The sequence below is a fragment of the Stenotrophomonas sp. GW821-FHT02D01 genome (assembly GCF_059421765.1).
In genome coordinates this window covers 25,768-50,386 of the sequence record NZ_JBWKVP010000002.1, presented here as the reverse complement: position 1 = coordinate 50,386, position 24,619 = coordinate 25,768, and the positions used below count along the sequence as shown (strand labels likewise).

The 24,619-nt window shown below is 67.2% G+C and carries 22 protein-coding genes; 12 read left to right on the top strand and 10 right to left on the bottom strand.

The window, feature by feature from the left end:
• Positions 1-133: 133 nt before the first annotated feature.
• The 4 genes from AC07UW_RS04960 to def all read right to left on the bottom strand — a co-directional run bounded on the left by AC07UW_RS04960 (position 134) and on the right by def (position 4,761).
• Positions 134-1,846 carry a glycosyltransferase family 39 protein gene (locus AC07UW_RS04960; RefSeq protein WP_495211548.1) on the bottom strand — a complete coding sequence of 571 codons (1,713 nt, stop codon included), beginning with the start codon at positions 1,844-1,846 and terminating at the stop codon, positions 134-136.
• Positions 1,847-1,868: 22 nt separating this feature from the next.
• A complete protein-coding gene (rsmB, locus tag AC07UW_RS04955; protein WP_495211547.1) occupies positions 1,869-3,200 on the bottom strand; it encodes a 16S rRNA (cytosine(967)-C(5))-methyltransferase RsmB in 1,332 nt (443 codons plus the stop codon).
• Between the two features lie 3 nt (positions 3,201-3,203).
• Positions 3,204-4,127, bottom strand: a complete 924-nt coding sequence (gene fmt, locus AC07UW_RS04950; protein WP_223496790.1) for a methionyl-tRNA formyltransferase — start codon at positions 4,125-4,127, stop codon at positions 3,204-3,206.
• Positions 4,128-4,248: 121 nt separating this feature from the next.
• The gene (gene def, locus AC07UW_RS04945) at positions 4,249-4,761 is read right to left on the bottom strand and encodes a peptide deformylase (RefSeq protein ID WP_025879059.1); all 513 of its coding nucleotides are present in this window, start codon (positions 4,759-4,761) and stop codon (positions 4,249-4,251) included.
• Positions 4,762-4,889: 128 nt separating this feature from the next.
• On the opposite strand from def, the gene AC07UW_RS04940 reads away from it, so the two are divergent.
• From AC07UW_RS04940 to AC07UW_RS04900, 9 genes are all read left to right on the top strand, one after another.
• Positions 4,890-6,017 carry a LysM peptidoglycan-binding domain-containing protein gene (locus tag AC07UW_RS04940; protein WP_223496792.1) on the top strand — a complete coding sequence of 376 codons (1,128 nt, stop codon included), beginning with the start codon at positions 4,890-4,892 and terminating at the stop codon, positions 6,015-6,017.
• 132 nt (positions 6,018-6,149) lie between these two features.
• Positions 6,150-7,277, top strand: coding sequence for a DNA-processing protein DprA (gene dprA, locus AC07UW_RS04935; RefSeq protein WP_223496794.1), 1,128 nt, complete (start codon positions 6,150-6,152; stop codon positions 7,275-7,277).
• A 43-nt stretch (positions 7,278-7,320) separates the two neighbouring features.
• Positions 7,321-7,794, top strand: coding sequence for a DUF494 family protein (locus AC07UW_RS04930; RefSeq protein WP_025879062.1), 474 nt, complete (start codon positions 7,321-7,323; stop codon positions 7,792-7,794).
• Between the two features lie 40 nt (positions 7,795-7,834).
• Positions 7,835-8,575 carry a GYF domain-containing protein gene (locus tag AC07UW_RS04925; protein ID WP_317850522.1) on the top strand — a complete coding sequence of 247 codons (741 nt, stop codon included), beginning with the start codon at positions 7,835-7,837 and terminating at the stop codon, positions 8,573-8,575.
• Positions 8,576-8,624: 49 nt separating this feature from the next.
• On the top strand, positions 8,625-9,554 hold the full coding sequence (locus AC07UW_RS04920) for an RDD family protein (RefSeq protein ID WP_336032519.1): 930 nt from the start codon (positions 8,625-8,627) through the stop codon (positions 9,552-9,554).
• A 222-nt stretch (positions 9,555-9,776) separates the two neighbouring features.
• Entirely contained in the window at positions 9,777-12,260 is a 2,484-nt protein-coding gene (locus AC07UW_RS04915) for a DNA topoisomerase I (protein WP_117311514.1), read from the top strand.
• A gap of 121 nt (positions 12,261-12,381) precedes the next feature.
• Positions 12,382-12,942, top strand: a complete 561-nt coding sequence (gene tsaC / locus AC07UW_RS04910; protein WP_032952114.1) for an L-threonylcarbamoyladenylate synthase type 1 TsaC — start codon at positions 12,382-12,384, stop codon at positions 12,940-12,942.
• Positions 12,943-12,985: 43 nt separating this feature from the next.
• Positions 12,986-13,693, top strand: coding sequence for a hypothetical protein (locus AC07UW_RS04905; protein WP_105164726.1), 708 nt, complete (start codon positions 12,986-12,988; stop codon positions 13,691-13,693).
• A 166-nt stretch (positions 13,694-13,859) separates the two neighbouring features.
• Positions 13,860-14,576: a hypothetical protein gene (locus AC07UW_RS04900; RefSeq protein WP_495211546.1), complete on the top strand. Its 717-nt coding sequence runs from the start codon at positions 13,860-13,862 to the stop codon at positions 14,574-14,576.
• Between the two features lie 50 nt (positions 14,577-14,626).
• On the opposite strand, the gene AC07UW_RS04895 is transcribed toward AC07UW_RS04900, so the two are convergent.
• The gene (locus AC07UW_RS04895) at positions 14,627-15,403 is read right to left on the bottom strand and encodes an SDR family oxidoreductase (protein WP_495211545.1); all 777 of its coding nucleotides are present in this window, start codon (positions 15,401-15,403) and stop codon (positions 14,627-14,629) included.
• A gap of 111 nt (positions 15,404-15,514) precedes the next feature.
• Between AC07UW_RS04895 and AC07UW_RS04890 the strand changes: the two genes are divergently transcribed.
• The gene (locus AC07UW_RS04890) at positions 15,515-15,718 is read left to right on the top strand and encodes a hypothetical protein (protein WP_312109868.1); all 204 of its coding nucleotides are present in this window, start codon (positions 15,515-15,517) and stop codon (positions 15,716-15,718) included.
• 107 nt (positions 15,719-15,825) lie between these two features.
• Here AC07UW_RS04890 and sppA read toward each other — a convergent pair whose 3' ends face one another.
• The 4 genes from sppA to AC07UW_RS04870 all read right to left on the bottom strand — a co-directional run bounded on the left by sppA (position 15,826) and on the right by AC07UW_RS04870 (position 20,967).
• A complete protein-coding gene (gene sppA, locus AC07UW_RS04885; protein ID WP_495211544.1) occupies positions 15,826-17,748 on the bottom strand; it encodes a signal peptide peptidase SppA in 1,923 nt (640 codons plus the stop codon).
• 114 nt (positions 17,749-17,862) lie between these two features.
• Positions 17,863-19,227, bottom strand: coding sequence for an MATE family efflux transporter (locus AC07UW_RS04880; RefSeq protein ID WP_495211543.1), 1,365 nt, complete (start codon positions 19,225-19,227; stop codon positions 17,863-17,865).
• Positions 19,228-19,409: 182 nt separating this feature from the next.
• A complete protein-coding gene (locus AC07UW_RS04875; RefSeq protein WP_495211542.1) occupies positions 19,410-19,973 on the bottom strand; it encodes a DUF3106 domain-containing protein in 564 nt (187 codons plus the stop codon).
• Entirely contained in the window at positions 19,966-20,967 is a 1,002-nt protein-coding gene (locus AC07UW_RS04870; RefSeq protein WP_495211541.1) for a hypothetical protein, read from the bottom strand. Before AC07UW_RS04870 ends, AC07UW_RS04875 begins: the two co-directional genes overlap by 8 nt.
• Positions 20,968-21,381: 414 nt before the next feature.
• On the opposite strand from AC07UW_RS04870, the gene AC07UW_RS04865 reads away from it, so the two are divergent.
• Positions 21,382-23,571: a primosomal protein N' gene (locus AC07UW_RS04865; protein WP_495211745.1), complete on the top strand. Its 2,190-nt coding sequence runs from the start codon at positions 21,382-21,384 to the stop codon at positions 23,569-23,571.
• 109 nt (positions 23,572-23,680) lie between these two features.
• Here the strand turns inward: AC07UW_RS04865 and AC07UW_RS04860 are convergent, their stop codons facing one another.
• A complete protein-coding gene (locus tag AC07UW_RS04860) occupies positions 23,681-24,301 on the bottom strand; it encodes a glutathione S-transferase family protein (protein ID WP_033832343.1) in 621 nt (206 codons plus the stop codon).
• A gap of 78 nt (positions 24,302-24,379) precedes the next feature.
• Between AC07UW_RS04860 and AC07UW_RS04855 the strand changes: the two genes are divergently transcribed.
• Positions 24,380-24,571 (top strand): hypothetical protein, encoded by a 192-nt coding sequence (locus AC07UW_RS04855; RefSeq protein WP_025879391.1) that lies wholly within the window; start codon positions 24,380-24,382, stop codon positions 24,569-24,571.
• Positions 24,572-24,619: the final 48 nt, after the last annotated feature.

Genomic DNA, 24,619 nt, shown 5'->3' with positions numbered 1-24,619 from the left:
GAAGCTGCCACGTCGAAAAAGTTCGCTGCAATCCGGCGGAATGAACGGGATCACCGATACGGCCGATCCCACGCTGACGTTTTACTGCCTTTGCTGCCGCTTGGGCAGTCTGGACAAGCGCGGGCCAGGATGGTTATTCCTCACGCTGCAATCGCCGTTCACGTTCGCGCTCCTCCGCGCTGGCCACGCACCGGCCCTGCACCGCAGTGGCCGGTACCAGCCACCAACGGCGGCGGTTGGCGATCCCGGCCAGCTCGGCACGGTCGCGGTCGATGCAGGGCAGCAGCGCGTCTTCGTGGACCAGCAGCCAGCGGCGCCGGGGCGCCAGCTGTTGCCATTCCACGGCTGCGGCCAGCTGCGCATCCCAGGGCTCGTTGAAACCGAAGGTGGCTGCCGGGCGGTCTGCCATCAGCAGATTCTGCTCTTTCCAGGCCACCAGCCCCAGCTCCGCATCGGCGCCGATACGCTGGCCGGTGTGCCGCATCAGGCCGCGGGCGGAACTTGAATCATTCAGCAGCGGATAGCCGATCAGGCTGTACAGCACCCAGACGGCAGTGAGGGTCGAAACCAGTGCCAGCTGACGGCGGCCGCGCCCGAACAACAGCAGGCTGGCCACACCCCAGCCGCCCATTGCCATGGCCGCCCAGGCCAGGGCGTTCATCTCGCCATTGCCGATGCCCCGCGTCTGCATCAGCCGCACTTCGAAGCCGGGCTTGCCCAGCAGGGCAGACAATCCGGCGGCCAACGTCCCCAGCGACAGCAGCAGGGTGAACGCGCCCAGCAGCCATTGCACATCGCGCCGGCGCAGCAGCCCCGGCAGCAACGGCGCCAGCGCCAGGCAGAACATCGGCAGCGCCGGCAGGATGTAGACGTCGCGCTTGCCATTGGGGATCGAGAAGAACAGCACGATCAGCGCCCACCAGCCCAGCAGCAACAGATAGCGCGCGTCCCGACGCTGCAGCCGGCGCCGCCAGGCCGGGATCGCCCACGGCACCGCCAGGAAGGCGGGAATCCACATCGACGGCATGGTGCCCAGGAAGTACCACCAGGGCTGGTGGTGGTCCCACGATTGCGCATAGCGCTTGGCGGTCTGCCGGAACAGGATGTCGTTCATGTACGCCAGGTACTCGCCGGAGCGGGTCGCCAGCGCGGTCATCACCATCGGCACCAGCCACAGCGCGACGGCCAGCACGAACGCCAACGGCGCCAACCAGAAGCGCAGGTCGCGTGCATGCAGCCGCACCCGCGGCCAGTGCAGCGCCGAACCGATCACCGCTGGCACGATCATCAGCAGCGCGATCACGCCCACGCCCTTGGTGATCACCCCGATGCCGGCAAAGAACCAGCCCAACCACCACCAGCGCCAGGCGGGCCCCAGCAGCAGGTGGCGCAGCAGACCATAGTTGGCCAGGGTGATGAAAAACACCACCAGCGGGTCGATCTGCGCCTTCTTCGACTGGAACGTGAACTGCAGGGCGAACAGCAGCGCCCAGCCAGCGTACAGGCCGATCTGGCGTGTCCACAGGCGCCGGCCGAGGTCGACCACGCACCACAGCGTGCCCAGTGCAGCGATCAGCGAAGGCAGCAGGAACGCCACGCGCCAGTTGCCGATCACGCTGTACAGCGTGGCCTGCCACCACATCAGCATCGGCGGCTTGTCCGAGTACAGCTCCAGCCCACGGTGCGGGAACAGCCAGTCGCCGCTGTCCACCATCTGCTTGGCGACCAGGGCGAAGCGCGGTTCGTCCGAGGGCCAGGGATCGCGTAGTCCCAGCCCGGCACCCAACACCAACAGGGCCATCACAACGAACAGCCATGTCTGGCGTGACGCACGGGTTTTCAGCATGGGGGCTCGGACAGCGGTTGGGTCAGCCCTTTTTTAGCAGACGCGCGTAGAAAAATCCGTCAGCATCGTTTTCACCGGGCAGGCGCTGGCGAGCAATACCGTCACAATCCAGACCAAATGCGTCATCCAGCGCGACCGCTTCCGCATCCGCGTGCCATTTCAGGAAGCCCTTCACCTGATCGACGTTCTCCGCGCGCAGGATCGAGCAGGTGGCATAAAGCAGCACGCCACCTGGGCGCAGCATCGACCAGCAGGCTTCCAGCAACCGGGCCTGGATGCCGAGCAGCGCATCAATGTCCTCCGCCCGCCGATGGAACATCACGTCCGGCTGCCGGCGGATGACGCCGGTGGCCGAGCACGGTGCGTCCAGCAGGATCGCGTCGAACGGAACGCCGTCCCACCATGCCCCCGGATCGCTGGCATCGGCCACCTGCACCTGCGCGCCTTCGCCCACACCGGTACGGGCGAACGTATCCTTGGCGCGCGCCAGACGACGCGCATCGATATCCAGCGCCAGCAATTGCAGGCTGGGGTCACGCTCGAGCAGGTGCGCCGACTTGCCGCCCGGGGCAGCACATGCGTCGAGCACGCGGCTGCCAGTCGGCGGCGCCAGCGCGTCAGCAGCACACTGCGCCGACAGATCCTGCACCGACAGCAGGCCTTCGCCGAAACCGGGCAGCTGGTTCACCGGAACCGGCACGGCCAGCCGCAGCGCATCGGCGCTCAGTGGGCAGGCTTCGGCGGCAATGCCCGCCTCGGCCAAGGCCGCCATCATCTTGTCGCGCCCGCCCTGCTGGCGGTTGGCACGCAGCCAAAGCGGCGCTGGCTGCAGGCTGGCAGCGAAGATCGCCTCGGCCTGTGTCGGCCAGTCGCGCTCGATGGCCTCGGCCAGCCAGACCGGAAATGCGTCGCGTGCCGGTTGTTCGGGGAAGCCCTCGCGCTGGGCGCGGCGCAGGATCGCATTGACCAGACCCGCCTGGCGTTCACGGCCAAGTGCGCGCGCAGCATCGACCGTGGCCGACAGCGCCGCATGGGCGGGCAGTTCCAGCACATCCAGCTGGGCGAAGCCCACCATCAGCAGCGTGCGCAGGTCGGCATCGCGTGCGGACAGCGGCTTCTGCATCCACGCCTGCAGGGCAGCGTCATAGGTGCTGCGACGGCGCAGCACCGCAAAGCACAACGCTTCAAGCAGTGCGCGGTCGCGGGTGTCGGCCAGCTTGGGCAGCGCCCAGGCCAGCTCGGCCTTGAGCGAACGACCGCGGGTGAACACCTGCGCCAGCACGCGCGCAGCCAGCATACGGGTGGCCGCGCCCGGCGCCGCCTTGGCGATGGAGAAATCGTTTGCCTTGCTCACCCGTCAGACCCCCACGCGCAGGTCACGGCGGGCATTGAGGTAGTCGGCGGCGGTAATCGCCTTGCCGCCCTCCCGCTGCAGTACACGCAGACGCAGCGCGCCCTGCCCGCAGGCGATGTCGATGCCCTCACGGCCAGCGGCCAGCACCGTGCCCGGCGCTTGGCCATGGGCCACATCCAGCGCCACCGCGCCGTGGATGCGCACGCGCTCACCGGCCAGCAGTGCCTCGGCAATCGGCCACGGGTTGAACGCACGCACCGTGCGCGCCAGCGCTTCGGCGTCCTGCGCCCAGTCCAGTTTTGCCTCGGCCTTGTCCAGCTTGTGCGCGTAAGTCACACCCTGCTCCGGCTGCGGCCGCGCGATCGGCTTGATGCCGGCGCGCAGCAGGCCCAGTCCGTCGGACAGCACCTGTGCGCCGAGCTCGGCCAGCTTGTCGTGCAGCTGGCCACCGGTATCGGTGGCGGCGATGGGCAGCTCCTGGTGCAGCAGCACCGGGCCCGTATCAAGGCCAGCTTCCATCTGCATCAGGCAGATGCCGGTCTTGTCGTCACCGGCCTGGATGGCACGCTGGATCGGTGCAGCACCGCGCCAGCGCGGCAACAGCGAACCATGCACGTTCCAGCAACCATGGGTCGGGATGGTCAGTACCGCCTTGGGCAGGATCAGGCCATAGGCCACCACCACCATCAGGTCCGGCTGCAGGTCACGCAGCTGCTGCTGGGCCACCTCGTCCTTCAGCGTTTCCGGCTGGTACACGGGGATGCCGCGGGCGACCGCTTCCAGCTTGACCGGCGAAGGCGCCAACCCACGGCCGCGACCGGCCGGGCGATCAGGCTGCGTATAGACAGCCACCACCTCGTGATGACGCGCGGCCGCGCGCAGCGACGACACCGCGAATTCCGGCGTACCGGCAAAGACAATCCTCATGGCAACCCCACTTGCAGGATGAAATCGTGCAGGAAAAAAAACGGCGCCGTCGGCCGGCGCCATGCAGCCCGCGCGTCACGCGCAGGCGCGGGCCACCCCGAAGGGCGGCCCACAACAGCCATCACGCCACGTGCTTGCGCTGTTTGGCCAGCTTCTTGCGGACCATCTCGCGCTTCAGCGGCGACAGGTAGTCGATGAACAGCTTGCCGTCCAGATGGTCCATCTCGTGCTGCACGCAGACCGCCAGCAGGCCGTCGGTGGTCAACTCCTGCGGCTGCCCCTGGCGATCCAGGAACTTGACGGTGATGGTGTCGGCACGGGTCACGTCGGCGAAGATGCCGGGCACCGACAGGCAGCCTTCCTGGTACACCTGGCCCCCGTCCTTGGCGACGATTTCCGGGTTGATGAAGACGCGCGGCTCGTTCTTTTCTTCGCTTACGTCGATGACCATGAAGCGCTGGTGCACGTCCACCTGGCTGGCAGCCAGTCCGATGCCCGGCGCGTCGTACATGGTCTCGAACATGTTGTCGAGCAGCTCCTGGAACGCCGGCGTGGTCACTTCGGCGGCATCGATCAACGCAGCCTTGGTACGCAGGCGCGGATCGGGGAACTCAAGGATGGGGAGTAAAGCCATGGCAGTTTCCGGGGTTGGGGCCGGGTTACGCCGGCATACGTCGCAGATTCTAGCTCCAACGCTTGCCTTGCGCCCCGGTTTCTGGACTATAGTGCGCGAACCTGTTGGGGAATCAGGGCTTCACACCTATGTTGCTTCGTTTTCGTACGGTCGTCGCCGCGGCGATGCTGACCGTGGCTGCCTATGCTACCGCCGTGGAAGTGAATGGCGGGCACCCGGACACCTATGTGGTCCGCAAAGGGGACACCCTGTGGGATATCGCAGGACGTTTCCTGCAGAAACCATGGCTGTGGCCGGAGATCTGGCAGGCCAATCCGCAGGTCGCCAATCCACACCTGATCTATCCCGGTGACGTCCTCAGCCTGGCCTACCTGGACCGTGTAACGGCCCAGCCCGGTCCGCGCCAGGAAGCCCCGGTCACCGGCGTGCCGCTGGCACAGGTGGAACCGTTCCTGAAACAGCTCAGCGTGGTCGACAGCATCGAGCAGCTGCCGTACGTGGTCGCGCTGGAAGACAACCGCCTGCGCGCCACCGGTGGGCAGACCGCCTATGTGCGCCTGGCCGACGCCCAGACCGGGCAGCGCTGGGCCGTGGTCCGCCCGACCGTGCGCTACGCCCAGCCCAAGCCAACCGAGGACCTGACCGCCAATGGCGATGTCACCCCGGGCAGCGGCAACCTCTGGAAGGCCTTCAGCGCGCCCAACCACCGCCGTGGCGTACTGGGTTACGAGCTGGCACAGGTCGGCACCGGCACCATCACCAAGGTGGCTGGCGGCAAGACCGAAGCGTCGACCCTGGTCCTGGACAACGCCAGTGGCGGCCGTGAAGTGCGTGCCGGCGACCGTCTGGTGCCGGTCGAGGCCACGCCGTACGACCTGCAGTTCTTCCCGCATGTGCCCGCAGCCGGCGTGGAAGGCGTGGATGTGCGCGTACTGGCAGTCACCGACATGTTCAGCACCGGCGGCCCGCGCGATGTGATCGCGATTTCGGCTGGCCGCGCCCAGGGCGTGGACAACGGCACCGTGTTCTCGCTGTGGCGCCATGGCAGCCACGTGGCGCACCGGATGAAGTTCCCGGGGTCCTCGCGCATGGACGATTCGGTCAGCACTGGCGCCGGCCGGGTCAGCCTGCCGGATGAGTACGCCGCGCATGCCATGGTCTTCCGCACCTTCGACAACGTCAGCTATGCGTTGGTGATGCAAGGTGTGAAGCCGGTACGTGTGGGCTACAGCGCGCTGCATCCGGACGCGAAATGAGCCAGCGCCGGGCCCCGCCCGGCTTCGGCAGGGAGTGCCGGCCGCATCGGCCGGCAACCTCCGGGATACCCTGACAGCGATACGCGAAGGCGCCCTAGGGCGCCTTTGTTGCGTGAGGCCGATAGTCGGGGGATGACTGAACATGTACATGAGGCGCTGCTGCGCCTGTTGATCGCGGGGGGAGGCCTGGCACCCAGGCGCGCCCTGTTGCAGACCGCCGGCAATGCGGATGCAGCGCTGGCGCTGGGCGTTGCAGGCTGGCGAGCCCACGGTTGCACGCCGGAACAATGCGCTGCGCTGCAGCGTCCCGATACCCGCGCCCTCGCACTTGCGCAGCGCTGGCTGCAGCAGCCTGATCATCATCTGCTGGCCTGCAACGATCCGGCCTTCCCGCCCCTCCTTCTTGATGCACCCAACCCGCCCTTGGCCCTGTTCGTTGCCGGGGATCCAGCCATCGCCTGGCGCCCCGCGGTGGCCCTGGTCGGCAGTCGTTCACCCACTCCTGCCGGTCGCGCCCTCGCCGCCCGGTTTGCCACCTGTTTCGTCGAGGCCGGGCTGGCGGTGACCAGTGGATTGGCGGCGGGCATCGATGCGGCCGCCCACCAGGCGGCGCTGGACGCAGGCGGCTGCACCCTCGCGGTGATCGGCACCGGCCCGGACCGCGCCTATCCCACCAGCCATGCCCGCCTGCAGGCAACAATCGCTACCGAAGGCGCAGTGCTCAGCGAGTACCTGCCAGGCACGCCCGCACGGCCGGGCCACTTCCCCGCGCGCAACCGGCTGGTGGCCGGGCTGACCCTGGCCACGGTGGTGGTCGAGGCCGCGCAACGTTCGGGCGCCCTGATCACCGCCCGGCTGGCAGCCGAAGCCGGCCGCGAGGTCTGCGCGATACCCGGTTCGGTGCTCAATCCACGCGCCGCTGGCTGCCACCGGCTCATCCGTGAAGGGGTTGCCCTGGTCGAACGTCCCGAGGAAGTGCTGGAACTGCTGGCCCCGGCATTGCGTCACCAGCTTCCGGGCTTGCAAACCCGGCTTGCCACCCCCACTGAACAGGCAGCGCCGGCGGACCTGCCGGCTTGCTGGGCGAACGACGCTGACTACCAGCGCTTGTGGCAGGCGCTGGGGCACGACCCAATCAGTATGGATTCACTGATCACGCACTGTGGATTGACGGCGTCGGAGGTGTCCTCCATGCTGCTGGCCATGGAACTTGCGGGGATCGTGGTGTGCGTACACGGCCGCTACTGTCGACGTCCCTAGTTTCTTCACCTCCACAGCGTCGCGCGACGCAGGCCGAGGGGCAATGAAAGAGAGCATCCTGGATGTACTGTTGTACCTGTTTGAACACTATTTCAGCGAAGATGCGGACCTGATCCGTGACCGCGACTCACTGCAGAATGGCCTGATCCAGGCCGGTTTCAGCCCCACTGAGATCAACAAGGCATTCGAATGGCTCGATGCCCTGGCAGCGCAGCGCCCAAGCGCGGCCCAGGCCCGGGTCGATGGCCCGGTGCGCATCTATCACGGCCCGGAGCTGGACAAACTTGATGTGGAATGCCGTGGTTTCCTGCTGTACCTGGAACAGCACGGCATCCTCGATGCCGGCCAGCGCGAGCTGGTGCTGGACCGGGCAATGGCCCTGGACCAGGACGAACTGGACCTGGACGACCTGAAATGGGTGGTGCTGATGGTGCTGTTCAACCAGCCCGGCGCCGAGGCGGCCTACGCCTGGATGGAAACGCAGATGTTCGTGGACGAGCCAGAACCCCTGCACTGACCGTACACTTGGGGGCCGTGCGCATTCAGGAGCGTCCCCCGTGAGTGAGTGGTTCCATGCCGAAGGCAACCGCCAGCAAGGCCCGTTGCCCTCGGAACAGTTGATCGAGCTGTTCCGTAGCAACCAGATCACCCTGGACACCCTGGTCTGGCGCGACGGCTTGCCGCAATGGCAGCCGTTGCGCAACGTGGTCGACGAACTGGGCCTGATCGTGCCCGCTGTTGATGCAGCCGCCACTGCCGCTGCGGCGCCGCCACCTCCTGCCGCTCCTCTGCCGCCAACCCTGCCACCTGCGTCGCCCTATGCGACCACGCCGATGGACGCTGCACCGGCCGCGAAGAAGGGCCTGTCCGGCTGCGCGTTGACCGCCATCATCGGTGGCGTTGCCCTGCTGGTGGTGGTGCCGATCCTGGCCATCCTGGCGGCCATCGCCCTACCGGCCTACAACGACTACACCATCAAGGCCAAGGTCGCCGGCGCGATCACGGCGCTGCAGCCGCTGAAGGACAAGGTCCAGCATTTCGCCGATGACCAGGGCCGTTGCCCGGGCGCCAACGACGCTGGCTTCCCGGCAGCGGACGAATTCGCAGGCCAGGGCCTGTCGGCCGTGCATATCGGCCGCTTCAACAATGGTCACTGCGGCATCGAAGCAACGCTGGCGGTTCCGGGCAAGAGCCAGGACGGCGACCTGCTGTGGCTCGAGTACGACCGTGACAGCGGGCGCTGGGAATGCAGCGGCGAAAGCGACGACAAGTATCTGCCCACGCAATGCCACGGCTGAGCCGCGCATCGGGCAAACCCACCAAGGACGACCCAACAGGGGACATGCAATGACTGAGTGGTACTACGCCGAAGGACAGCAACGCCAAGGCCCGTTGGAGATCACCGAGATCCGCCAGCGTTTCCAGCGCGGCCAGTTGACCCTGGACACCCTGGTCTGGCGCGAAGGCATGGGACAGTGGGCACCGCTGCGACAGATGGTGGACGAACTGGGCCTGCAGACCCTGGCTGATGCCAGCACCTCCACCGCCACCGGTGGCTTCGACCTGCGCAACGACTACGCCGCGATCGACAACGGCACCGCGCCATTGCCGGGCACCGGCGCCCTCAGCGGCTCGCCGTACACTGCGCCCGGCGCAGGTGGTGGTGACTATTCGCAGCCGGTGCAGGGTGGCGAAGTGGTCTACGCGGGCTTCTGGAAGCGCTTTGCCGCCTACCTGATCGACTATTTCGTCCTGCTGATTCCCAGCGGCGTGGTCGGTGGCGTGCTGGGCTTCGTGCTCGGCGCCGGCATGGGGGCGACCGGCAGCGGCGAAACAGCGGTGGAAGTGGTTACCCAGCTGATCAGTGGCCTGGCTGGCCTGTTCATCGCCGCCGCCTACTACGGCTGGTTCCATGCCTCCCGTGGCGGCGCCACCCTCGGCAAGATGGCCATCGGCATCAAGGTCGTGCGCGGCAACGGCGATCGCCTGACCCTGGGTCGCAGCATCGGCCGCTACTTCGCCACCATCCTCAGTGGCCTGACCCTCTGCATCGGCTACCTGATGGCCGCCTTCACCGAGCGCAAGCAGGGCTTGCATGACCTCATCTGCGACACCGTAGTGGTCGACCGCTGGGCCTACACCGACCAACCGCAGCTGCAGCGCCGCGAGCTGGGCACGGTGACCATCGTGATCCTGGTGCTGGGCGGCCTGCTGATGCTGGCCGGTTTCGCCGCGATCATCATCGCCGTCGGCGTCATCGCCAACATGGCGTCGTGATCGGGGATCGAGGGCCAATGCGCCGTCGCGGACGGCCATCCTCACGCCCCCCTGCTTGACAATGGCAGGCCGGGCGTGATTCCTCTAATAAGGTGAAACCTGAACGCCCGGCACAGTCCCGGGCGTTCAGTTTATTGATTTGCCCGTGGCCGCTTCACTAATGCGGCCGTTTGCTCCACCCTAGCGGCCCTTCCCCGCGGCTTACCCACAGACCCTGCTGCCATGCCCAAGCACCTGCTCATCGTTGAATCGCCGGCCAAAGCCAAGACGATCAACAAATACCTCGGCAAGGACTACACGGTCCTGGCCTCGTATGGGCACGTGCGTGACCTGATCCCGAAGGAAGGCGCGGTTGACCCGGACAACGGGTTCGCCATGCATTACGACGTGATCGAGAAGAACGAAAAGCATGTCGATGCGATCGCCAAGGCCGCAAAGGGCGCCGACGACATCCTGCTGGCGACCGATCCGGATCGCGAGGGTGAAGCGATCAGCTGGCATATCGCCGAGATCCTGAAAGAGCGCGGGCTGGTCAAGGACAAGCCGATGCAGCGCGTGGTCTTCACCGAGATCACGCCGCGCGCGATCAAGGAAGCGATCAGCCAGCCGCGCGAGATCGCCAGCGATCTGGTCGATGCCCAGCAGGCGCGCCGCGCGCTGGACTACCTGGTCGGTTTCAACCTGTCGCCGGTGCTGTGGCGCAAGGTCCAGCGCGGCCTGTCGGCAGGCCGCGTGCAGAGCCCGGCGCTGCGCATGATCGTCGAGCGCGAGGAAGAGATCGAAGCCTTCATCGCCCGCGAGTACTGGTCGATCGCCGCCGAGTGCGCGCATCCCTCGCAGCACTTCAACGCCAAGCTGGTCAAACTGGACGGGCAGAAGTTCGAGCAGTTCACCGTCACCGACGGCGACACCGCCGAGGCCGCCCGCCTGCGCATCCAGCAGGCCGCACAGGGCGCCCTGCATGTCACAGACGTGGCCAGCAAGGAGCGCAAGCGCCGCCCCGCGCCGCCGTTCACCACCTCCACGCTGCAGCAGGAAGCCTCGCGCAAGCTCGGCTTCACCACGCGCAAAACCATGCAGGTTGCGCAGAAGCTGTACGAAGGCGTGGACATCGGCGGCGACGAAGGCACGGTCGGCCTGATCTCGTACATGCGTACCGACTCGGTGAACCTGTCGCAGGACGCGCTGGCCGAAATCCGCGACGTGATCGCCCGTGATTACGGCATCGCCTCGCTGCCCGACCAGCCCAACACCTACCAGACCAAGTCCAAGAACGCCCAGGAAGCGCACGAAGCGGTGCGCCCGACCTCGGCATTGCGTACCCCGGCCCAGGTCGCGCGGTTCCTGACCGACGACGAGCGCAAGCTGTACGAGCTGATCTGGAAGCGTGCAGTGGCCTGCCAGATGATCCCGGCCACGCTCAACACCGTCAGCGTGGATCTGTCGGCCGGCAGCGAACACGTGTTCCGCGCCAGCGGCACCACGGTGGTGGTGCCCGGCTTCCTGGCCGTGTACGAGGAAGGCAAGGACAGCAAGAGCGCCGAGGATGACGACGAAGGCCGCAAGCTGCCGGCGATGAAGCCGGGCGACCGCGTGCCGCTGGAGCGCATCGTGGCCGACCAGCACTTCACCCAGCCTCCGCCGCGCTTCACCGAAGCGGCACTGGTGAAGGCGCTGGAAGAATACGGCATCGGTCGTCCTTCGACCTACGCCTCGATCATCCAGACCCTGCTGTTCCGCAAGTACGTGGAAATGGAAGGCCGCAGCTTCCGCCCGTCCGATGTTGGCCGTGCGGTGTCCAAGTTCCTGTCCAGCCACTTCACCCAGTACGTCGACTACGACTTCACCGCCAAGCTGGAAGACGAGCTCGATGCCGTCTCGCGCGGCGAGGAAGAGTGGATTCCGCTGATGTCGCGCTTCTGGGGACCGTTCAAGGAACTGGTCGAAGACAAGAAGGAATCGGTCGACCGTGCCGAGGCCAGTGGTGCGCGCGAACTGGGTACCGACCCGAAGACCGGCAAGCCGGTCAGCGTGCGCCTGGGCCGGTTCGGGCCATACGCGGCCATCGGCAGCACCGCCGAGGATGCCGAGGACAAGCCCAAGTTCGCTTCGCTGCGGCCGGGCCAGTCAATGCACACCATTTCCCTGGAAGACGCGCTGGAGCTGTTCCTGATGCCGCGCGCGCTGGGTGAGGACAAGGGCGAGGACGTCAGCGTCGGCATCGGCCGCTTCGGCCCGTTCGCCAAGCGCGGCAGCACCTACGCCTCGCTGAAGAAGGAAGACGACCCGTACACCATCGACCTGGCCCGCGCCGTGTTCCTGATCGAAGAGAAGGAAGAAATCGCGCGCAACCGGATCATCAAGGAGTTCGACGGCAGCGACATCCAGGTGCTGAACGGTCGCTTCGGCCCGTACATCAGCGACGGAAAGATGAACGGCAAGATCCCCAAGGATCGTGAACCGGCATCGCTGACCCTGGCCGAGGTGCAGCAGTTGATGGAAGAGACCGGCAAGCCGGTGCGCAAGGGCTTCGGCGCCAAGAAGGCCGCCGCCAAGAAGGCCCCGGCAAAGAAGGCGGCGGTGAAGAAGGAAGCCGCGCCGAAGAAGGCCGCTGCCAAGAAGGCACCGGCAAAGAAGGCGGCTGCGAAGAAGGCCGTGGCCAAGAAGGCACCGGCAAAGAAGGCCGTCAAGAAGGCTGCCAAGTAGATTCACGCCATGCGTGGATGAGGTGCCAAGGCGTGCGGACCAACGGTCCGCACCCACCGCTCCACCCGCTCTGCACGCAGCGGGGGGATAATGAAGGCCCACGCCGGGCCCGGTCGCCGCCATGAAAGAACTCACACTGGACACCGCAGTCGCCACGCTCCGCAGTGGCGGGGTGATTGCCTACCCGACCGAAGCGGTCTGGGGCCTGGGTTGCGATCCTGCGCACGAGGCAGCGGTGCACACGCTGCTGCGACTGAAGCAGCGCCCGATCGAGAAAGGCATGATCCTGGTGGCCGCTGACCTGTCGCAGCTGCAGGGCTGGGTGCGCCTGCAGGCGCTGCCCGATGCACGCCAGCGCGCAGTGCTCGCCAGCTGGCCCGGCGCCAACACCTGGATCCTGCCCGCCGGTACCCGCGCGCCCGGCTGGATCACCGGCGAACACAGCGGCATCGCGGTACGCATCAGCGCCCACCCGCTGGTCGCAGCGCTGTGCCAGGCCTGGGGTGGCCCCCTGGTATCAACCAGCGCCAACCTTGCCGGCGAGCCCCCCGCGCGCAGCCGCGAAGAACTGGACCCACGCCTGCTGCGCCTGCTCGACGGCATCCTCGATGGGCAGACCGGCGGCCTGGCCCAACCCACGCCGATCCGCGACGCGCTCAGTGGCAACGTACTGCGCTCCTGACAGGTCGATTGCGTCGGCGTTGCCGATCGCGCACGCTGCGCCCATGACCCTGCTGCGCCCTGTCCTGTCTCTGGCCCTGCTGCTGTCGTTGCCGGCCCTTGCCGCCGACGACGTGCGGGTCTACCGCTGCGTCGCCAGCAATGGTGCCGTCGCGCTGCAGGACAAGCCCTGCACGGCCGGCCGCCAGCAAGTGCGCGACCTGCAACGGCCGCGCGACCCGCCGCCACGGGTGGTCAGCACTGAGGCCGCGCCGCCCGCACCGGTGCAGACGCCAGCGATGCGCGAGCGCGAGGTGCGCCATGTCTACATCCAGCCGCCACAGCCGATGTACGAATGCGTGAGTGAAGACGGCGACCGTTACACCAGCGACAACAACGAAGGGAATCCGCGCTGGGTGCCGCTGTGGACCACGGTCTGGTACCCGCATGGTCATCCTGGCGGTGCGTACCCCGGACCGCATCCGGGGCCGCGTCCGGCCGGCAGCGGCAACACCATCGGTACCCCCATCGGCGGCGGGCCTGCGGTGTATCGCCCGCCGTCAGTGGGCGTCGGTGTCAACGTGCCTGCCGGCAACATCCTGGTGCGCGATACCTGCCACGCCCTGCCCCCGCAGGAAGTGTGCGCACGCCTGCGTGATCGTCGCTGGGAACTGGACCGGCGCTACAACAGCGCGCTGCAGAGCGAGCGCACCGCGATCAGCAAGGAGCAGCGTGGCATCGACGCGCGGCTGGCGCAGGACTGCGGCGGCTGAGACCCACGCTGAGGACGGTACCCCCGCTTTGGTAGACGCCCACCTTGGTGGGCGCTGGCAAACAGCGGTGCCAACCAAGGTTGGCAACTACCACGGCATGGGCACTGCGGGTGCCAACCAAGGTTGGCAACTACCGGGGCATGTGCCACCGCTGTAGGCTGATCGCATGAGAAGACTGATCTGGCTGGCCATGGGCCTGTTGTCCGGCAACGCGTTGGCCGACGACATGGTGATCTACCGCTGCATGGGCAGCAGCGATGTTCCTACGTTGCAACGCACCCCCTGCCCCGCCGGCACCCGCCAGCAGATCCAGCGCGTCCCTGCGCCAGCTGCCGCAGCACCAGCTGCGCCGGTGCAGGACCGCCCCCTTCCGCCGCCTGCAGCGATGCCGTCCGTGGACGCCGCCGCCGAGCCTGCCGCGACGCAGCCACGTGAGGGCCGCACGATCATGGAAGCACGCATGGTCGAGCACGAAGGCGGCGACGCCATCCTCGACAGCGCGATGCTGCCACGGGCGACCGACGCCACGGCGGTGGATGGCAGCGTGCCACCGAAGCCTCCGCTGCCGACGATCTTCCAGTGCATCGACACGCAGGGCGGTTCCTACCTGCATGAGTACGAGGCTGCACCAGGCCGCTGCGAACTGTTGAACGTGCAGGGCCTGGGCGGAGCGACACCGGTGAACGCCGCCAGCTGCGAGGTGGTCAGGGACCGCTGCACTGAAGTGGTCGAAGCGCAGCGCTGCGGGAGCTGGCAGCAGCGCTTCCGCGATGCACGCGGACGCGAGCGCTTTGCTGCGCCGGAAAACCAACCGGCAGCGCGCGGCGAACGCGAGCGCCTGCAGACCGTGCTGGAAGCCAGCGACTGCCCCGTACCGAAGTAGAGAGCATCCACGCCCGCCGTGGATGTCTCCATCCGCAGCGGGTGGTCCCGTCAGAACCCGTATCGCAGGAAGCCGCCATCCACCGCGATGCATTCGCCGGTGACATAGCTCGACGCCGGCACGCACAGGAAGCCCACGGCCGAGGCCACTTCCTCCGGCTCACCGATGCGCCGCATCGGCGTGCGTCCGATCACTTCCTCGTAGTAGTCGGTATCGGACAGCGGACCGGAAGTGCGACGGGTCCGGATGTACCAGGGCGCTACTGCATTGACCCGGATGCCATCCTCGGCCCACTCCACCGCGAGGTTGCGGGTCATCTGGTGCATCGCCGCCTTGGTCATGCCATAGACCACGCCGCTGCGCACATGGGTCAGGCCAGACACGCTGCCGACGTTGACGATGGCCGATGAAGCGTGGCGCGCGAGCAACGGATGCGCATAGCGCGACAGTTCGAACGCCGAGAACAGATTGGTCTCGAAAATGCCGCGCCACTCGTCTTCGGAATACTCCGTGGCGGGCTTGGTGATGTTGCCACCGGCATTGTTGACCAGGATGTGGAGGCCGTCGGCGTGGTCCTCGACCCAGTCCAGGATCTGCCGGCGGTCTTCGTCGTCGGACACATCGGCGGCCAAGGCGTGCACCTGGTGCTGCGGATACACATCCAGCAGTTCGTCGCGGGCACTCTCCAGCATGTCCAGGTCGCGGCCGACGATCATCAGATCGGCGCCGAGACCGGCCAGTTCATGCGCGATCGCCAGGCCGATACCGGCGCTGGCACCGGTGATCAGGGCCGTCTGCCCATCCAGGCGCCACCGTTGCTGGGTCATATGTCCTCCGGGGCCGCGCCCACTGTGTTTCGATGCGGCAAGGATACGCGCTCACGACCGTCCACCGCCCGGGATGCGACACTGACTACACGTCCCTCGTGGAGAGCTGCCATGCGCGTCCTGATTCCCGTTCTGCTGTCGGCCGCACTGCTGGCCGGGTGCCAGCGTCCCGCACCGCCGAATCCGGAACGACCACCGGAACCGCAGGCATTGGCCAAGGCAGTCAATCAACCACTGGACCGCGCCAAAGGCGTGCAGAAGACCCTGGACGAGGCGGCCGAACGCGAGCGCAAGGCAGAGGCCGACGCGCAGTAGATGCCCGCATACAACAACGCCCGGCCAAGGCCGGGCGCTGTGCGTTCAGTAGTTCCACGCCATGCGTGGACATCCCCAGTAGACCCACGCCATGCGTGGATGGGCCATCAGAACCCGCAGAAGCAATACGCCAGCGACTTCACCGGTGCACCATTGCCCTTCTCGCGGGCCGCGTTCTCAACGAAGCGCAGCTGCGTATCGATTTCCGGCATCGTGCGCGCCAGCATCATCCGGCCCACGCCGGAATCGGCCAGCATCCAGGCGCCGGCGTGGCTGCCAGCGAAGCCGCTGACGAACTGCGCGAACGGCGTCGCCGCCTTCTCGATGTAACGCACGCGGTACTTGTCGGTCGCGCCCAGCTTGGCCCGGCCAGCAGCGTCAGCCACGGCGTCCTTCAGGCCACCGAAGGCATCGACCAGACCGCGCTCCTTGGCCTGTGCACCGCTCCAGACGCGTCCACGGGCCACTTCGTCAATCGCCTCGACCGGCTTCTTGCGGGCCTCGGCAACACGGCCGGTGAAATCGGCATAGCCCTTGTTGATCACCGACTGGATGACCTGGCCCACCGCCGGGTCCATCGGCCGGGTGACGTCGAAGGCACCGGCGAAACGGGTGGTGCCGACGCCATCGGTGTGCACGCCGAACTTGTCCAGCGCACGGCTGAAGTTGGGGATCATGCCGAAGATGCCGATCGAACCGGTGATGGTCGACGGATCGGCATAGATGCGATCGGCGTTCATGCTGATCCAGTAACCGCCGGACGCAGCGAGGTCACCCATGGACACCACCACCGGCTTGCCGGCAGCCTGAAGTGCCACCACTTCGCGACGGATCTGCTCGGAGGCGTAGACTTCGCCACCCGGCGAATCCACGCGCAGCACGACGGCCTTGACGTCGTCATCGTCGCGGGCCGCACGCAGCAGCGCCGAGGTCGATTCACCACCGATACGGCCGGCCGGCAGATCGCCGCCACTGATTTCACCGGAGGCCACGATGACCGCGACCTGCGGACGCGAATCAACCGGGTTGCGGCGCGCATCGAGCTGGGCCATGTAGGTGCCGAAATCGATGTTGCGGAAACCACCGTCGGCGTCTTCATCGGCCACGCCGCGCTCGATCATCAGATCCTCGAATTCCTCGCGGGTCTTCAGCGCCGTAACCAGCTTCTGCTGCAGGGCGAACTTGGCCAGGTCGCCGCCGGCGGCAGCGACGCCTTCAGGCAGGGTGTCGATGCCGGCCGCCAGCTGTGCCGGATCCAGGCGGCGGACCTTGGCGATATCGCCGAGGTAGCGCTGCCACACATCGTTCATCCAGAACAGATCGGCTTCCTTGGATGCCGGCGACGCCGCGTCGAGCACGTACGGCTCGGCGGCCGACTTGTACTCGCCCACCTTGAACAGGTGCACGTCCACGCCCAGCTTGTCCTGCAGGCCGGTGCGGAAATACTGGCGGTAGCGACCCAGGCCTTCCAGCACCACCGAACCCATGGGGTCCAGGTAGACCTCGTCGGCCTGTGCGGCCAGCAGGTACTGCGACTGCCCCATGCTCTCGCTGAAGGCCACCAGCTGCTTGCCCGAAGCGCGCAGTTCCTGCAGCGCGGCGGACACTTCGCGCAGCGAGGCGAAACCGGACGGCTGCAGCTTGTCCAGTTCCAGCACCACCCGCTCGATCTTCTTGTCGTCGCGCGCGCTCTCGATCACCCGGATCAGATCGCGCAGCTGCACTTCCTCGGCACCGTTGTCACCGACGGCCTTGGCCAGCGCGCGGCTGACCGGATCGGCACTGTACTGCTCGACCAGGCGGCCTTCCGGCGCGATCACCAGGGTGGTGCGGTCCTGCAGCGCCTTGCTGGCACCTGCGCCCATGCCCGCAGCGACGATGAACATCACCAGCACCAGCAGCAACAGGCCGAAGAACACCAGGTTGAGGATCAACCGGCGGGTGAAATTCATCACGTCCCACAGCCCGATGAAGAAGCTGGCGACAGGATTGCGGTTCGCCGGGGGCAGCGGCGGCACGGGTTGGTTCATGGAGCACTCCGGATGGCTTCTTGCCGTGGTAACAGCATAGCCGGTGCCGCGTGAGGCAGCATCGGACACAAGTCAGGGGATCGCCAGTCACGGTTGCCCGGGACCGGCGTGATGTCAGGCCAGCCTGGACTGGCCAATGCGTTTGCTGCTGCGGCTCAGGCGCCAGCCCATCAGGATGGCGGCGGCGGTCAGGCCGACGATCAGGCCGATCCACATGCCCTGCGGCCCCATGCCCAGGCCCAGGCCGAGCCCGGCACCCAGCGGCATCCCCAGGCCCCAGTAGGCGAACATGGCGATGAACATCGGCACGCGGGTGTCCTTCAGGCCGCGCAGCGCGCCGGCCGACAGCACCTGGATGCCATCGGGGAACTGGAAGGTGGCCGCGTACAGCAGCAGGGTCGAAGCCAGACCGGCCACGGCCAGGTCGTTGGTGTAGACGCCGACGATGGCGTCGTGGCCGAACAGCAGTGCCGCCGCCGACAGCGTCTGCGTACCCATGATGATCGCGTAGCCGGCCCACGCCGCACGACGCACGCCGAAGCCATCACCACGGCCAACCGCATGGCCGACCCGCACGGTGGTCGCCTCGGCCACGCCCATCGGGATCATGAAGCACAGCTGCGCCACGTTGATCGCAATCTGGTGCGCGGCCGCTTCATTGGCGCCCAGGCGACCAATCAGCAATGCAGTGACGATGAACAGGCCACCTTCCATCAGCACGGTGATGCCGATCGGCAGGCCGGTGCGCAGCAGGTCCCAGATCGCTGACCAGCGCGGCCCCTCGAAGTGCGAGAACAGCTGCAGGTGGGCAAAGCGCTTGGTGAACCACAGGTAGGTACCGAAGGCGATCGCCTGCAGCCACATCATCACCGCCGAGGCGATGCCCAGGCCTTCAGCGCCCATTTCCGGGAAGCCCAGCTTGCCGTTGGCCAGCACGTACCCCATCGGCGCCAGCACCAGCAGGCCACCAAAACCGAGCAGCATGGTCGGCAGCGTCCAATGCATGCCTTCACTGAGATAGCGCATGCAGAAGTACAGCGTCAGCGCCGGGCCACCCCAGCGCACCGCATGCAGGAAGGCCGTTGCGCCGGGCACGATGTCCGGGGCGATGCCGAATGCCGGCAGCAGCGGCGGCACCACGGTGAGGAAGGTGAACATGATCAGGCCCAGGCCCAGCGCCAGCCACAGCGCCTGCCGGAACAGCGGGCCGATCTCGCGCTCACGGCCGGCGCCATGCAGCTGCGACACCGAGGCGGTGAGCGATATCAGCGTGCCGATCGGGATCAGCATCGGCAGCCACAGCAGCGCAGTGCCGATGGTCACTGCGGCCAGGGTGGATGTCGCATGGTGGCCGGCAATCACGTTGTCGACGAAGGAGATCAGACCGGTGGAGACGTGCCCGAGCACAAGCGGCAGGGCAAGCAGACCGGTAGCGCCGACTTCCTTGCTGAAGCGCGGCGCGGAGGTTGCAGTAGACATAAGGTGCTTGACGCGAACTACGGTTGCGCGCGAAGGGCACAGGCACCGGGTTGCGGCCGGCCATCTTACGCGCGCTGGGCGGTCATTCCCATGACTGCCCCATAAAGGGGACGGAGGGAATTAAGTCGTATCCGGCACAGTCGAGCCAAAAAACGACTTAATTCCCTCCGTCCCCTTTTTGCTTACTGCCCGGCCTGGCGCTTGAGCCAGGTGTCGCGTTCGGCGGCGGGGACCGTCAGGAATGCGCTGCGTACGCTGTCGCGTTCCTGCGGCGGCGTGCGCTGGGCGACCAGGGCCAGCTGCGCCAACTGCGACGGACTCAACTGGCGCAGCACGGCAAGCACGGCATCGCGCTGTTGCGGCGGTACGAAGCCGAACAGGCCGTGCAGCTTGGGGAACTCGGCGCCCAGTTGCGGGCCCAGCCGCCAGCCTTCGCGGAAAGCCTGGTCCTGTGCCTGGAACTGCGCGCGCAGCCGTTGCTGCTGATCGGCCGGCAACGCGGCAAAGCGGCTGGCGGCCTGGCGGATGCGCTCGCGCTCGCCCTCCGGCAGGGCGCGCCACGCGGCGTAGTCGCTGCGACGCTGGCGTTGCTGGGCGGGATCGAGTTGCGCGAATGCCGCCGCCGCAGTGGGCGCGGCCGATGGTGTTGCCGACGGTGCGGGCAGCGGCACGTTCACTGATTGCGGAGCAGCCGCCAGCGACAGCGGCAGGGCCAGCAGCAGGCCGGCGAAGAAGAGCTTATTCATCGGCAGCAGAGGTTTCCAGCGCTGCGCCGACCGGTTCCGGACGGGTCGGCTTGGGTTGTGACTCGTCCACCGGCAACGGGCCACCGGCGGCACTCCAGGCATGCATGTCGGCCTCGGCCAGCAGCGGGTAATCGCGGTCGGCCAGCATCGCGGCATCTTCGCTGGCCTGCGCATCGCTGCCCGCAGCGGGGCGGACATCGCTGGCTGGCAGCGCCTCGACGGTGACCGGCCCGGCCTCACCCACCACGCCTTCGGGCAGGGGGCCATCGGCAATCAGCGCACGGCCCTGCCAATGGCGCCAGCCCAACGCAGCCAGCAGCAGCACCGCCACGGTGATCAACAGGATCACCGGGCCACGCCAGCGCGGCTTGGCATTGGGGCGGCGACGCTTGCCGCTTGTAGATGCGCGTTCGTCGCGCGGCGGCGCACGCCAACTGGAAGCAGGTGCCTGGTTGTTGGCCGCTGGCGCGGACGGCTGCTGCAGCTGCTGCAGGCGCTTGGCCGGCAGATCGCGGACACGCAGCTGCACCTGTTCGGCCAGAGCGCGCCATGCAGCGGCGTCGGGCTGGCCATCGGCATCGCGTGGGCAGGCCGTGGCCAACAGGCGCTGATAGCCTTCTTCGTCGACATCCAGAACGCGGGTGGCGATGCCTTCGTCCAGGCTGCCCCCCACCCGCAGCAGCAGGGCCAGCCGCGGCAAGGGTGCCATCTCACCCAGCGCGGCCAGCGAAGGCGGCCACTGACCGGTGGCGGGCTCGCGCAGCGCCTGGCGCTGGCCCAGCAGGGTCCAGAAGCGGCTGGGCCACTGCGCCATCGGCAGGTCGCTGGCGACCGCGGCGAAGGCGCGCATCACCGCCACCAGCGTCTGTTCGGCACGGGCGGGGTCACCGCACTGCAGTTCGGCCACGACCAGGGCACGGCGTTCGACGCCACGCAGAAATGCCGACAGCGCGCCGGCCGCGGTCGAGGAAACAGGGGCGGGCACAGCCGTCATCGGTCACTCCAAAGGTCTGCCGGCATGATAGCGGCAGCCCATCGCTGCCCGGCAGGACTTGCGATTGCAGACGCTTTCTGCTGCAGGTTGTGCACAGCACCACGCGGGAACCGGGCGATTCCTGCGTGAATGGCTGAATTCACCCTGTTTCAGCAATGTTTCACACTTAAGTTATTGATTTTTATTACTTTTAAAGTGTGGCTATTTTTTGACCAACCGAAGCGTGAGGCCGTCGCCATCGGCCTCATACGGCGCCATGAGCCGCTAACGCACAGACTTATCCACAGAAGATGTGGATAAGACTGAATCTCCAATAGACACCGATATTTAGGTGACATTTATGATTCGCCGGAGGGCATGGCAGTCGCATCTGCCACTGCCATGCGCCCTCGCATGGGCCGTTACACTGACCCGATGCTTGCCCCTGAATCCGGCCCTGTCCCGACCCTGCAGGTTGCCCTGCCCGTGCCCCTGCCGCGCCTGTTCGACTACCTGCCACCGCAGGGCGAAGGCCCGTCGGTAGCGGTCGGCTGCCGGCTGAAGGTGCCGTTCGGCAACCGCGAACTGATCGGCGTGGTGGCAGGGCATGGGCAGGTGGAGGACAGCCAGGGGCTGCGCCAGGCACTGGCCTGGTGTGACACGACACCGCTGTTGCAGGGCGAGTTGTGGCAGAGCCTGCAGTGGCTGGCCCGCTATACCCACGCCCCCTTGGGCGAAGTACTGAGCACCGCCCTGCCCGGCCCGCTGCGGCATGGCGAACCGCTGCCCGACACCCATCACTGGGGCTGGCAGCTGACAGCCGAAGGCCATGCCCAGCGCGAGAAGCTGCGCGCCGGCAGCCGTCCACGGCAATTGGCCGAGCTGCTGGCCGAAGCCGTGGTGGACGAAGATGTCCTGTCCGCACGCATGCAGGACTGGCGGGTGGCCGCACGCAGCCTGGGCAAGCGCGACCTGGCCGAGCGCATCGCCCTGAGCGTGGTGCCGCAGCACGCCCAGCCCCTGCCCGGCCCCACCCTCAATCCGGAGCAGGCCGAGGCCGTGGCCGCGATCACCGCCACCGAAAGCTTCCAGGCATTCCTGCTGGACGGGGTGACCGGCAGCGGCAAGACCGAGGTCTACCTGCAGGCGATCATCCATTGCCTGGCGCAGGGCAAGCAGGCCTTGGTGCTGGTGCCCGAGATCGGCCTGACCCCGCAGACCCTGGCACGCTTCCGCGGCCGTCTCGGCATTGCCGTGCACGCGCTGCACTCGGGACTGACCGACAACGAGCGCGCGCGGGTCTGGGCCGCGGCCTCGCGCGGCGAAGCACGGGTGATCGTGGGTACGCGTTCGGCGGTGTTCATCCCGCTGCCGCAACCTGGCCTGCTGATCGTGGACGAAGAGCACGACGGCAGCTACAAGCAGCAGGACGGCATCCGCTACCACGCACGTGATTTCGCTCTGGTGCGGGCCAAGGCGCAGGGCATTCCGGTGCTGCTGGGCAGCGCCACGCCGTCATTGGAAACCCTGCACAACGCCTATGCCGGCCGCTATGAGCACCTGCGCCTGAAACAGCGCGCCGGTGATGCCCGACCGCCGCGCGTGCGCATCCTCGACGTCCGCAAGCGTCCGCTGCGCGATGGCCTTTCCGCCGACGTGCTGGCCGGCATCGGCGAACACCTGCAGCGTGGCCAGCAGGTGTTGGTGTTCAAGAACCGCCGCGGCTATGCACCGGTGCTGCTGTGCCACGACTGCGGTTGGACTGCACCCTGCAACCGCTGCGATGCACCGATGACCGTGCATGGCGGTGGCCGTCGCCTGCAATGCCACCACTGCGGTGCGCGGCAGCCGGCACCACTGGCCTGCCCCGCCTGTGGCAGCCTGGCGCTGCAGCCACAGGGCATCGGCACCGAGCGACTGGAAGAACACCTGGTCAGTGCCTTCGCCGATTTTCCGGTGGTGCGCATCGACCGTGGCACCACCGCCCGCCGCGATGCACTGGAGCAGCAGCTGGCCAAGCTTGGCAACGCGCCCGGCATCCTGGTCGGCACGCAGATCCTGGCCAAGGGCCACGACCTGCCCAAGCTGACGCTGGTGGTGGTGGTGGGCATCGACGAAGGCCTGTTCTCGGCCGATTTCCGCGCCAGCGAAAAACTGGCGCAGCAGCTGATCCAGGTAGCCGGCCGCGCCGGTCGCGCGCGCGATCCGGGTGAAGTGTGGCTGCAGACCCATCATCCGGGCCATCCGCTGCTGGAGACGCTGGTGAACGGTGGCTACCACCCGTTCGCGCAGGCCGAACTCAACCAGCGCCAGGCAGCCGGGTTCCCGCCCTTCGCGCACCTGGCATTGATGCGTGCCGAAGCGCAGCAGGTCGAGCACGCCAACGCGTTCCTGCTCGCTGCGCGGAAACTGCTGGGTGAACAGGACATGGTGGAGGCCTACGGGCCGATGCCGGCGCCGATGCCACGCCGTGCCGGTTATCAGCGCACGCAGCTGCTGCTGTCGGCGGCACAGCGGCCGCCGCTGCATGGGGTACTGGCACAGCTGGTGCCGCAGTTGTACGCGCTGCCGGAGGCACGCAAGGTGCGCTGGTCGCTGGATGTGGATCCGACGGATCTGTACTGAGGGCAACGCGCTGGGGTCGGAGCCCACCCGCTGGGTGGGATCCGGCCCCGATGGCTTGAGGTCGGATCCCCGCAGAAAAGGGCTCTGACCCCGAACGTCGCCCCTTCGCTTACGTCATCGGTGACATCACGCCGCGCTGGTACGCCGGGCGTTCGCGCAGGCGTGCATACCACTCGGCCAGGTGCGGCAGGTCCGGGCGTTGGATCGGCAGCTCGAACCACGCGTAGATCAACGAGCCCAGCGCGATGTCACCCATGGCGAACGTCTCGCCCGACAGCCACGGCTGCTTGGCCAGGGTTGCGTTGGGCAGCGCCAGGAAATCACCGGCGCGCACGATCGCCGCATTGATGCGCGCCTCATCGCGGTCGGCCGGTGCGGTGCGCATGATGCCCCAGATCAGTTCGGAGTACAGGGGCGCCATCCGCGAGGTGCTCCAGTCCATCCACTTTTCGGCCTGGGCGCGTTCCATCGGATCTTCGGCATACAGCGTGCCCAGCGAATAGCGCGCGCTCAGGTAGCGCACGATGGTGTTCGACTCCCACAGCGGCAGGCCGTGGTCTTCGATCACCGGCACCAGGCCGTTCGGGTTCATCGCCACGTACTCCGGCGACTGCGTGCCACCGTGGCTGCCACCCACTTCGATGGACTCGTACGGCAGGCCGATTTCCTCGGCGCACCACAGCACCTTGCGGACGTTGCTGGAATTGCGGCGGCCCCAGATCTTCAACATGCGGGTTTCCTTGCGTGCAGCAGTGCGCCGCGATGGCGCGGAGCCGCTACGATACGCCCATCCACAGGGAGAGACGACATGACCGCATGGGATGCAGTGAACTACACGCTTCTGGCAGCAGGACTGGTGATGCTGGTGCTCGGGTACCGGCGCTCGAACCGCAACATGCTGCTGTGCGCCGGCGTACTGCTGCTGGCCTTCAATGGCGTTGAAGACTTCGCCAACGGATTTGCGGAAGGCTACGCCGGCTCCAGCGCACGTACGCTGTAGCCTCACCGTGTCTTCCGCAGTGCTGCGCGACCGGCACACGCTGGGCAA